The sequence below is a fragment of the Prevotella dentalis DSM 3688 genome (assembly GCF_000242335.1).
GTDB classification, from domain to species: domain Bacteria; phylum Bacteroidota; class Bacteroidia; order Bacteroidales; family Bacteroidaceae; genus Prevotella; species Prevotella seregens.
Genome location: NC_019960.1, coordinates 978720 through 990617, shown reverse-complemented (window position 1 = coordinate 990617; position 11898 = coordinate 978720). Strand labels below are relative to the sequence as shown.

6 protein-coding genes are annotated in these 11898 nt (G+C 57.6%); 1 reads left to right on the top strand and 5 read right to left on the bottom strand.

Going from position 1 to position 11898, the window contains the following annotated elements; all coding sequences use genetic code 11:
* Nucleotides 1–48: 48 nt before the first annotated feature.
* Entirely contained in the window at nucleotides 49–1446 is a 1398-nt protein-coding gene (locus PREDE_RS04030; RefSeq protein ID WP_015298461.1) for an aminopeptidase P family protein, read from the bottom strand.
* An 85-nt stretch (nucleotides 1447–1531) separates the two neighbouring features.
* Between PREDE_RS04030 and PREDE_RS04025 the strand changes: the two genes are divergently transcribed.
* Complete coding sequence (locus PREDE_RS04025; RefSeq protein ID WP_015298460.1) at nucleotides 1532–2374, top strand: patatin-like phospholipase family protein; 843 nt, start codon at nucleotides 1532–1534, stop codon at nucleotides 2372–2374.
* Nucleotides 2375–2649: 275 nt separating this feature from the next.
* Here PREDE_RS04025 and nifJ read toward each other — a convergent pair whose 3' ends face one another.
* The 4 genes from nifJ to PREDE_RS04005 form a co-directional block, all read right to left on the bottom strand.
* Nucleotides 2650–6258, bottom strand: a complete 3609-nt coding sequence (gene nifJ, locus PREDE_RS04020; RefSeq protein ID WP_005844364.1) for a pyruvate:ferredoxin (flavodoxin) oxidoreductase — start codon at nucleotides 6256–6258, stop codon at nucleotides 2650–2652.
* A gap of 46 nt (nucleotides 6259–6304) precedes the next feature.
* Nucleotides 6305–7492, bottom strand: coding sequence for an ATP-binding protein (locus PREDE_RS04015; RefSeq protein ID WP_005844362.1), 1188 nt, complete (start codon nucleotides 7490–7492; stop codon nucleotides 6305–6307).
* A gap of 816 nt (nucleotides 7493–8308) precedes the next feature.
* On the bottom strand, nucleotides 8309–8776 hold the full coding sequence (locus tag PREDE_RS04010) for an HU family DNA-binding protein (protein ID WP_005844360.1): 468 nt from the start codon (nucleotides 8774–8776) through the stop codon (nucleotides 8309–8311).
* A gap of 224 nt (nucleotides 8777–9000) precedes the next feature.
* A complete protein-coding gene (locus PREDE_RS04005; protein WP_015298458.1) occupies nucleotides 9001–11838 on the bottom strand; it encodes a fimbrillin family protein in 2838 nt (945 codons plus the stop codon).
* Nucleotides 11839–11898 lie beyond the last annotated feature (60 nt).

Genomic DNA, 11898 nt, shown 5'->3' with positions numbered 1-11898 from the left:
TCTGTTTATTGTTTTGATGTGATTGGTATTGCAGGGGTGCATGGCGGCTCAACCGGCCATGTAGGCCTCTACATCCTTGGGATGATAAGGTATGCGGTCTTGCCCGATGAAGCGGCAGCCGTCGGCGGTGATGAGCAGGTCGTCCTCGATGCGGATGCCTCCAAAGTCCTTGTAAGTCTTCAGACGGTCGAAGTTGAGGAACTCGGCGCAGTGGCCGCTGGCCCTCCACTCGTCGATGAGGGCTGGGATGAAGTAGATGCCCGGCTCGTCGGTCACGACGAATCCCTCCTCGAGCCGACGGCCCATGCGCAGGCAATTGGTGCCGAACTGTTCCAGATTGGGTCGCGTCTCCTCGTCGAAGCCCACGTTGATTTGGTCGAACGATTCCATGTCGTGCACGTCCATGCCCATCATGTGGCCCAGTCCGTGGGGCAGGAACATGGCGTGGGCGCCGGCCCGCACGGCCTCCTCGGTGTCGCCTTTGGCCAGTCCGAGCTCCTTGAGCCGGTCGAACATGAGCCGGCATACCGAGAAGTGCACGTCGGCATACTTCACGCCCGGGCGTGCCACCTCCAGTGCATGGTCGTGGCAATCCTCGACGATGGAGTAGATTTCAAGCTGCCGTTGCGTGAACTTGCCGCTTACGGGGCAGGTGCGGGTGTTGTCGGAGCAATAGTGTTCCATGGTCTCCGCACCGGCGTCGCACAGGGCCAGGCGACCGCTTTCGAGCGGGGCCATCGAGGGGTTGCCGTGCATAATCTCGCCGTGCTGGGAGAAGATGGTGGGGAAACTGACCATTGAACCGTAGGAGTGGGCCACGCCGTCGACCTGCCCGCTCACGTATTTCTCGGTCACTCCCGGCCGTATGAGGCGCATGGCCGTGGTGTGCATCTTGTAGCCAATGGCGGCTGCACGCTCCAGCTCGGCTATCTCCTCGGCCGTCTTTACCGACCGCATTTTCACCACGGCACGGATGAGTTGCATCGATGCGCTCTCCTTTTGCTGGTTGGGATGAATGCCCAGCAGGTCGAAAATCTGTATCTTGATGTCGGCCCGATAAGGGGGCAGGAAATGGATTTGACGCTTGTTTCGCATGGCGTCGTTGCAGATGGTCTTCAGCGTTTTCATGGGAGCCGAGTGGGTCACGCCCACTTGGGCGGCCATGTCGGCCACGCTGTCCACCGACCCGTACCACACGATGTCGTCGATGGAAATGTCGTCGCCCAGGAGCGTCTCCCGGTCCTGGTCTATGTCGATGACGCCCACCAGGCCGTCGCGCTTCTGTCCGAAGTAGTAGAGAAAGGAGGAATCCTGGCGGAAAGGATAGTACCCGTTGTTGGGAAAATTGGCCGGAGACTCGTTGTTGCCGAACATCACGATGATGCCGCTGCCCACGAGCCGCTTCAGTTCGGCCCGGCGGCCGACGTATGTTTCTTTGTTGAACATGGGGTATTTTTTAACGCTTTGCATGGCAAAGTTACGAAATATCCCATGAAAATGAGTATCTTTGCAAGTAAAATTTAGGTATTTTATGCGAATTGACAGAAACACAGGCCTGGTGCTTGAAGGCGGCGGAATGCGCGGCGTCTTCACCAGCGGCGTGCTCGACGCCCTGATGAAGCACGACGTTTACTTCCGTTACGTGGTGGCCGTGTCGGCCGGCGCATGCAACGGCATGAGTTATATTTCGCGCCAACCGCGCCGCGCCCGTATCGCCAACATCGACCTGCTGGCCCGCTACGACTACATCGGGCTGCGGCATCTGGTGACTCAGGGCTGCATCTTCGACCAGCGGCTGCTCTACGACCGGTTCCCCAACGAGCTGGTACCTTTCGACTATGACACCTATTTCCGCCATGCGGGCGGCTTCGAGATGGTGGCCACGAGCTGCGTGACGGGCCGTCCGGTGTATCTGAGCGAGACCCACGACCGGCAGCGCACCTGTGACATCGCCCGGGCTTCGAGCAGTCTGCCCTATGTGAGCAAGATGGTGGACATCGACGGCGAGCCGATGCTCGACGGCGGAATCACCGACTCCATTCCCGTGGAGCACGCCATGGCCATGGGCCACGAGACCAACGTGGTGGTCTCCACGCGCAACTATGGCTACCGCAACACCGGGCGCGACCGCCGCATCCCGGCCTTTGTCTACAAGCGTTACCCGCGTCTGCGCGTGGCCTTGAGCCACCGCATCGAGGTCTACAACCGCCAGTTGCAGCTCATCGAAGACCTGGAACGCGACGGCCGCATCGTCTGCATTCGTCCGCAACGGCCCATGGAGGTGCACCGCATCGAGAAAGACACGCAGCGGCTGGAACGGCTCTACGAGGAGGGTTTCCGGCTGGGCGAGCAGTTCTGCGGGCGGTATTTGTAACGCAAGTATTGGGAAAGCGCGGGACGATAAGGCTGTCAACGCGTCGCGATGGCGGCGTTTTCGCCTCATGTTTACGGCGTTGTCGCGTGGCGATAACGCCGTCTTTGTTTTGCGTTTGCGGGTTGATGGTGCAGCGGCGATAGCGGCGGGTCGCGACGGCGGCTGTTTTGCCGCTGCACAATGACGGGACAGGGCGGGTTGCCCGAAGAGAAAGAAAGTGGCCCGGCACAACGTAGTTGTGCCGGGCCACTTGGGTTATGACGGTGTGTCAGGGGTTATGCCTCTTCCAGACTCCAGTCTTCCTTGCTCTTGCGCACGTACGACTGGTAGCGCAGTTTGGCCATCTGCTCGGCGGCGGCAAAGAGCTCTTCGGCCTCGTTGGGATAGGCCTTGGCCACCGAAGAGTAGCGCACCTCGCCCATCAGGAAGTCGCGGAAGTCTGCCCAATTCGGGGCTTTCGAGTCGAGCTGGAACGGGTTCTTGCCCTCGTCGGCCAGGCGCGGGTCGAAGCGCCACAGGTGCCAGTAGCCGCAAGCCACGGCCAGAGCCTCCTCGGTCTGCGAGGTACCCATGCTGCGCTTCATCTTCTTGGTGCCCTTGATGCCGTGGTTGATACACGGGGCGTAGGCGATGACGAGCGACGGTCCGGGGTAGGCCTCGGCCTCGCGGATGGCTTTCAGCGTCTGGGCATTGTCGGCGCCCATGGCCACCTGGGCCACGTAGACATAGCCGTAAGTGGCCTGCATGAGGCCGAGATCCTTTTTGCGGATGCGCTTGCCGGAGGCGGCGAACTGGGCGATGGCGCCGAGCGGGGTCGACTTGGACGACTGGCCGCCCGTGTTGGAGTACACCTCGGTGTCGAGCACAAGGATGTTCACGTCCTCGCCGGTGGAGAGCACGTGGTCGAGACCGCCGTAGCCGATGTCGTAGGAGGCACCGTCGCCGCCGATGATCCACTGGCTGCGCTTCACGAGATAGTGGTCGAGCGTCTTCAGCTCGGCGCATACGGGGCAGCCCTTGTCGGCTCCCTCGGCGATGAGCGGCTTCAGCACCTCGGCGGCTGCCTTGGAAGCGTCGGCGTCGTTCTTGCCCTCAATCCACTGCTGGGCGGCCTCCTTCATGGCTGCCGGCGTGGTGTCGTCGGCCATAAGCTCATTGAGCAGCACGGTGATGCGCTCGCGCATCTTCTTGTTGCCCAAGGCCATGCCGAGGCCAAATTCGCAGAAGTCCTCGAACAGTGAGTTGTCGAAGGCCGGGCCTTGGCCCTTGGCATTGGTCGTGTAAGGCGTGGAGGGGATGGACGCCGAATAGATGGACGAGCAGCCCGTGGCGTTGGCAATCATCTCGCGGTCGCCGAAGAGCTGGGAGATGAGCTTCACATAGGGAGTCTCACCGCAGCCCGCACATGCGCCCGAGAACTCGAACAGCGGCTGGGCGAACTGGGAGTTCTTGGGACTCTGCTTGATGTCTACGAGGTCCTGCTTGGACTTCACGTTCTTCACCATGTAGTCCCAGTTCTTCATTTCCTGCTGCATTTCGGGGGTGTCCACGTTGAAGGGCACCATCTTGAGAGCCTTCTCCACGTTGCCGGTCTCCCGGTTTTTCTTGCCCGGGCACACGTCGGCGCAGTTGCCGCAGCCCAGACAGTCGAGCACGGACACCTGGATGCGGAACTGCATGCCCTTGAGCTGCTTGGGCGCCAGCACGTCGATCGTGCGCACGTCGCAGCCCTGAGACTCGGTCTCGTCGAGCACGAACGGGCGGATGGTGGCGTGAGGACACACGTAGGCGCACTTGTTGCACTGGATGCAGTTGTCCGAGTTCCACACGGGAACAAAGGCTTCCACGCCGCGCTTCTCCCAGGCGGCGGTGCCGTTCTGCCAAGTGCCGTCCACGGTGCCGTGCTTCACAAAGTCGGACACCTTGAGCAGGTCGCCGGCCTGTGCGTTGATGGGACGCACCAGTTCGTTGACGAATGCGGGTGCGCCGTCGTCGGTGGCAGCGTCGTCGGGCAGGTTGGCCCATGCAGTATCCACGGGCAGCTCCTTGTACTCGCCGCCGCGGTCTACGGCTGCGTAGTTCAGCTTCACCACATCTTCACCCTTCTTGCCGTAAGACTTCACGATGAAAGCCTTCATCTGCTCCACGGCCAGCTCGATGGGAATCACCTTGGTGATGCGGAAGAATGCCGACTGCAGGATGGTGTTGGTGCGGTTGCCCAGACCAATCTCCTGGCCTATCTTGGTGGCGTTGATGTAGTACACCTTGATGTTGTGCTTGGCAAAGTGGCGTTTTACCTTGTTGGGAATGAAGTTCACGAGCTCCTCGCCGTCGAAGATGGTGTTGAGCAGGAACGTGCCATTGTCGCGCAGGCCGCGCGTCACGTCGTACATGTGCAGGTAGGCCTGAACGTGGCATGCCACGAAGTTGGGCGTGTTCACCTGGTAGGCCGAGTGGATGGGCTCGTCGCCGAAACGCAGGTGAGAGCAGGTGAAGCCGCCCGATTTCTTGGAGTCGTAGGAGAAGTAGGCCTGGCAGTATTTGTCGGTATTGTTGCCGATAATCTGCACGGAGTTCTTGTTGGCACCCACTGTTCCGTCGGAGCCCAGGCCGTAGAACTTGGCCTCGAAGAGCGAGTCGCCGCCCATGGGAATCTCTTCCACCTCGGGCAGCGAGGTGAAAGTCACGTCGTCTACAATGCCCACGGTGAAGTGATCCTTGGGCATCGGCAGCTCCAGATTATTGAACACGGAGATGATTTTCGCCGGCGTAGTGTCCGAAGACCCCAGACCATAGCGGCCGCCCACGATGAGGGGCTTGCGCGGATCGTCGTAGAGGGCCGACTTCACATCGAGGTACAGCGGCTCGCCCTCGGCGCCCGGCTCCTTCGTGCGGTCGAGCACGGCAATGCGTTTCACGGTGTCGGGGATGGCCTTCTTGATGGCCTCCACGGAGAACGGACGGTAGAGGTGTACGGCCACCATGCCGACTTTCTTGCCCTGTTTCACGAGGAAGTCGATGGCTTCGCGGGCTGCCTCCGTGGCCGAGCCCATGAGCACGATGATGTTTTCGGCATCCTTGGCACCATAGTAATTAAAGAGGTGATACTCCCGTCCGGTGATTTTGGAAATCTCGCCAAGGTATTTTTCCACAATCTCGGGCACAGCATCGTAGTAGGGATTGCAGGCCTCGCGGTGGGTGAAGAACGTTTCGGGGTTCTCGGCCGTGCCGCGGGTCACGGGGCGTTCGGGCGAGAGGGCACGGTCGCGGAAACGCTTGATGTCCTCGGGATCGATGAGCTTGGCCACCTCGTCCTGGTCAATGGCCTCAATCTTGTGGTACTCGTGGGAGGTGCGGAAACCGTCGAAGAAGTTGATGAAAGGCACCGAACTCTTGAGCGAGGCCAGATGGGGCACGGCGCTGAGGTCCATCACCTCCTGCACGGAGCCCGAGCAAAACATGGCGAAGCCCGTCTGGCGGCAGGCCATCACGTCCTGATGGTCGCCAAAAATGCAGAGCGAGTGGCTGGCCAGTGTGCGGGCAGACACGTCGAACACGCAGGGAAGCAGTTCGCCGGCAATCTTGTACATGTTGGGGATCATCAGCAGAAGACCCTGCGATGCCGTGAACGTGGTGGTGAGGGCACCGGCCTGCAGCGAGCCGTGGACGGCGCCTGCGGCACCACCCTCAGACTCCATTTCCTGCACGGATACCGTCTGGCCGAAGATGTTCTTACGACCCTTGGCAGCCCATTCATCGACATGTTCTGCCATGGGAGAAGACGGAGTGATGGGGTAAATGGCGGCCACCTCGGTAAACATATAGCTTACATGGGCAGCGGCGGTATTGCCGTCACAAGTCATAAATTTCTTTTCTTTTGCCATTTTAAATAGATAATAAAAGTTTATAATGTTCTTGTCATTGTTTGATTCAGTAGAGGAAGCCGAAGAGCCACAGCGGAACCTGGTTGTCGTGGCCCACCTCTGTGTTGTAGCGTGCATAGGTCACCTCGCTGTTGTAACGCTGCTTGCCCGGCGCGTGGGCGTCGCAGATGCGGAACTTGCGGCTGTCGTCAATCATGTAGTAGTGCGATTTGTTCCCCTCGCTCACGGTGTGGTCTTTCCACAGCGAGTTGACGAAGAACGTCTCCATAACGTCCTGCTCGTCTATCTGGATGGGATAAATGGCATATATGAGGTTGGAATTGTGCATCATCACCTTGGCCGGCTTCTTGGGAAAATGCTGTCCGGGGGTGTAGATGATGTTGATGAGGCGTGCGTCGGCCAGGTACTTGATGTAGTTCATCACCGTGGCGCGGCTGGTGTCTATCTGCGTGGCCAGCTGGCTGATGTTGGGTGCATGGAGCCCGTCGACGGCGAGCAGGTAGAACAGCTTCTTGATCTTCGTGAGGTATTTCAGCTCAATCTGCTTGATGAGCAGGATGTCCACCTCGGTCGTCATGTTCATCGTCTTGAGCAGGTTTTCCGCATAATTGCGGTGTTCCAGAAAGAAAGGGTAGAAGCCGTGGTGCAGATAGTCGGCGAAATATTGCTGCGGACTCACGAGCGGAAGAATCATCTTGACAATGTGCTCGTGGTTGTTCACAATCTCGTCAAGCGTGTAGGGAGCGAAGTGGTTGCCCGTTTGCAGGTTGAGAAACTCGCGGAACGAGAAGCCGCGCAGGTTGTAGCTCTTGACAATGCCGTTGAGTTCGGGGTTCTCCTCCTTGAGCCGCATCACGCTGGAACCGGTGAATACAATCTTCAGCTGCGGAATCTCGTTGTAGCAGCTGCGCAGCTCCTGGCTCCAGTTGGGCTGCTTGAACACTTGGTCGATGAGCAGCACGCGCCCCCCTTGCTTCACAAAATCGCGGGCAAAATCGGCTATGCCGCGCCCCTGAAAGTAGAAGTTGTTCATGTTCACATAGAGGCACTTGCGGTCGTCTTTCCCAAAATGTTCCTTGGCGTATTGCAGCAAAAAAGTGGTCTTTCCCACACCGCGGGTTCCCTTGATGCCTATCATACGGTCGTTCCAGTCGATCTCGTCCATCAAGCTGCGACGAACCGGCACGTTGGTATGTTCTACGAGGTAGGCGTGGGTGCGAAAGAAAGCTTCCATCTACTGTCTTTTTGCGTTACGTTTAGTCGTTGCAAAGATAGATACATTATTTGGATTTTGCAAACTCTGCATAGCAAAACTTTTGCGTTTTAGCTTTTTTTGCATAATGAATACGGCGGAAAAGTGGGTGCGGACAGCCCCTCCAGTCCCGACCAAAAACAAGGGGCGTAAGCTGTGTTTTTAGACAGAACAACAGAAACTGCGCGTTGGGGTTTTAGACATAACAACATATTGAACATATAGCTGCGCGATGAAAAAGGGCACACAGATTCCATGCGTGGTATTTTCTCACAGATTGCACAGATTTCACAGATGCTGCGTGTTGGAATGGCATAGGGGGGTAGTGTGGTTTTGGCGTGTGGGACGGCACGGAGACCGGCCCCTACATCAAAACCTCGCATGCGCATTCATCGCGCAGCATCTGTGAAATCTGTGCAATCTGTGAGAAAATACCACGCATGGAATCAGCGTGTCCCCCTTTTATCGCGCAGCTACATGTCCATTCTGTTGTTCTGTCTAAAGAATCGCGGGCCGTGTCTCACGACACAGCCCGCGCAAAAAAGAGATATTATAAAAACACGATATAGAGGTGTATTGTAGCTACCTTGTCTGTGTAAAGGGATGGCCGGCACCCCGTGCGTGTCCATTCATACAACTGTCATTAGTGGGTTGGCAAAGACAACTGGAAACAACGGATAACAACATTTATGCCGTGGAAGACAACGGGTAACAACGGATAACAACATTTATGCCGTGGCGCAGCGTTGTTTATGGTTGTTGGTCGTTGTCTTTTCAATCCGATACGGTGTGTCGTGTTCATCCGCCCGATGCACCACCACCCGATGCTCCTCCTCCGGCCGCACCGCCGGTCTTCTTGTCATCCGCCAGCTTCACCTCGATGCCTTGGATGAACTGCTTGCGGCGGGTCTTGTCGGTGGCCGTCCAGTGGGTTTCGGGCTGGAAGTTCAGGCGTGCGCCGGTGATGTTCTTGGCCGGGGTGAAGTCCTTGGCGGTGGCGGCTGCCGTGGTCTTCAGGCCCACCTTGAACGAGCCGAAGCCGTCGAGTACCACCCGGTCGCCGTTTCTTAGGTGTCGGCCCATCACGTTGACCAGCTCCTTGAGCACGGCATACACGTCGGCCTGCTTGGCCGTGGTGTTGTCCTGAATTTCCTGACTGATTTCTTCCATTCTCACAACGTCCGTCACCAGTGCGCGGGCGTACCATTTGCCGAAGTTGGCGCTTGAGGCCCGCTTCTCTTGGTAGAGTTTGTACTTTACTGCCATAACTGTTTGATTTTTAATGGGTTAATATATTGTTTTGTAAGAGCTGTGCTCCCTGCTGTAAAGAGCTATGCTTTTTACGGCAAGGAGCATAGCTTTTTAGCCTACGGAGCATAGCTTTTTACGATCCATATGAACCATACCCCGATATCTCCACATATGTCCATCCTTTGTCGGTTTTGACGGGGCGGCTTTCAAGGCCGCCCTGTAATCGAATGGTTGTTGGATTATTCTGAGACGGGACGGACACCGCCGCCGTACGACCGAGTGCCGCCGTACTGAGGGCTCACGCGCCCTGAGCCGAAGTTCAGGTTGCACCCGAGGCTCGCGTAGTACGGAACACCCGCCCAATAGTAGCCGAAGTTGCCCACGCTGTACAACGAACCATCGATGTTGTCACGACGCCCCGAGGCGGGGAAGTAGACGGTGGCGTTGGGAGAAGAGATTTTGTTGTTGAAATTATATCCATAATCCCAAGCACCGGAGATGTTGAGGTTGGATTGAGTAGTTGTATTGTTACCTGTTTTTGTGAAACCGGTGAAGGCATTGCTGGCGGGCATCTTGAAGCCGGCAGGACAGGGATCGTAGATGGTTTTAATGACAGCGTTGTCGTTGAAGCCGGTTGTGGTGTTGTCCATTGACCAGAGATTGTATTGATTGTAACCGTTATACCAACTTGAACCTTGGGTGTAGAACGTTTCAGGATGTTGAATGCCATTCTGGATAGACATATTGTCACCACCGTTAGGGGTGAAAGAACCGTCAGCAATGGCGTCTGTACCGGGGAGAGCATCCTTACGCCCGAATTGGTATAACGTGGAGGAAATCTCCTTGACACTACCGGGATTCTGCGTGATGTTGATAAACGCCGTTTGTTTGATACCGCTGTTGGCGATCTCCTGCTCCACCTTGATACGCGCTACGCGGGGCTGGTCGGAAGCAGAACCGATCCATTTACGATAAGCGAAGCCCAAAGTTTGCTTGGTGAAGTTATAAGTGACACCTTGGAGGTTGGTGTAGGGAATGGTAGTAAGCACGTCGTCGTGCTCGAACCACAGATGCCAGGACCACATCACTGTGCCCGAAGCATTCTTTACGGCAATCACAGCATTGCCATTACGAATTTTATCGGCAGGAATATGGAAATTGACAAAAGAATTATTCCCACTACCCGTTACGGACAGTCCGTCTACGATACCGCTTTGGTCAGTCCACACAATACCTGCCTGCGTGGCAGGATTACCGGTGTTTTGCACGTTGATATAGGGAGAGGTAATGTCTTGACCAGCGTGATCCTTGAAATGGCGCAGTATATATGATTCGTTCGGCGTGCCGGTCGGTGCTTGACTGATGTAGGCATGGCTGTTGGTGGTGCCACCCGTGATGGCATTGCCATATACCAGCGGAATACGATAGTAACCGGGAGCGGAGATCAGATAGGAGTTGGCCGTGTTCTCTACGGAGGCTCCACCCGTAGCGTTGGCAAGGTTCCAGTGGTTGCCCGCAGAACCTTTCGGTGTGGCATCCTGCAATACTTTGTTGTAGAGAGCGAGGCGATCGGTGATGTCCTTGGTGAGCGTGGCGGAGCCGCTCTCGGCAGACGTGCCGCCGTCGCCGCCCTCGATGGTGAGGCCGGTCAGCCATGCGGGTTTCGTTTGCGTTTCACTGCCCCAGGTTGCTCCGCCGTCGGCACTTTCCTGATACCCCACGACTTTCCATTTCACCGGCTGCTGGGTACTGGTGGCTGGGTCAGTGCGGTAGGAAGTGATGGTATAAGCCCCGGCTGTGGTCTGGTCGTAGGCTATGGCTGCGGGCGAGGTCACGGTGAGTTGGTACTGCCAGTCGGAGGTGTTCTGCGAGAGGGCGTAGGTCTTCGTCGTGCCGGGCTTCCATGTGCCCGAAAGGCTGGCAGTGATAGCCGGGGTGGAGCTGTTGTTGAAGTATATTTTTACCTGCACACCAGAGAGCGGCTGCGGAATCATGTAGAACGTGTAGTTGTCGTTGTTCTTTCCCATGATGATATTGTTCACGGCTGCCGTGGTGCTCACGTTCACCGTGCCGTCGCCGCCGAGGGTGAAAGTCTGCGGGGCAGAGAGGTTGCTCCATGCCGCCCCCGTGCCGGTCTCGTCGGCGGAGAGCGTGTAGCGGCCCTTGCCCATGGCCCCGATGATTTCCACCTTGGTGATGGTCTTGCTGTACGACAGGTTCTGGCCCACCTTGAAGCGCACGGCCGTCAGGGCGTGGCGGAACTTGAGGTTGGTGGTGGGAGGCACGAACTGCGTGGCATACTGCACCACGCCCGAGCAGGCCGTCATGAGGCCTCTCTGTTTCTTCACGTTCGGCTCCACCTCGAAGTCCACGTAGGGCGTGCCGGCATGGGTGTCGGGCGAGAGCTTGAGCCTGGCGTAGCTTGAGGCCTCGCGCGGGGCAATGGCGAAGAACTTGCCGTAGGGTATCTGAAATGACCAGTAGATGGGGCTGACGAGGGTGCCGTCGGGGTTGGTGTCCTTGTCATGGAACCACGGTGTGTTGCTGATGCTGGTTGCTGATGTACCGCGGTAGCCGATGGTGGTAAAGTGCCCCAAAGTGGTCATCGTGGTGATGTTGGCGCGGGTCGCAGCATCGGTGTCTTCCTTGCCTGTGGTCGCCGCCGTGCGGGCTGTCATCGTGCGGTTGTCCTGTCGCATGGGATTGACGCCGGGCGTGGTGGTCTCGATGAGGCAGAGGTCGGTGCCGGCGGCTCCCTGCACGGAGAGCCTCTGTGTGGTGAGGTCCTCGGGTGTGAGGTTCATCATGCCCAGCTGCTCGCTGAACGCCGCGCGCGTCACGGGCATGCCCGGCATGGTCTTGGCGGCGGCCTTTTGTGCATCGTTCTGCGCCTCGCTCACGTTGAAGCTTACGGCGGCTCCCTTGTCGCCTCCATTCTTGTCATTGTCTTTGCCCAAATCCTCGTTGGCGCACGAGCCGAGGAAGAGCCCGCCGAAAACTGCGAGCACCGCAAGGCACACACTCATGAACGCCGCCCTGCGGGCCCTGCGCTCCAAATATTCCTTGAATCTTATCATGGTTGTTGCTTGTTGTTTAATCGTTGTCTACTTGTCAGCTTGCTTGCTGACTCACTTGCT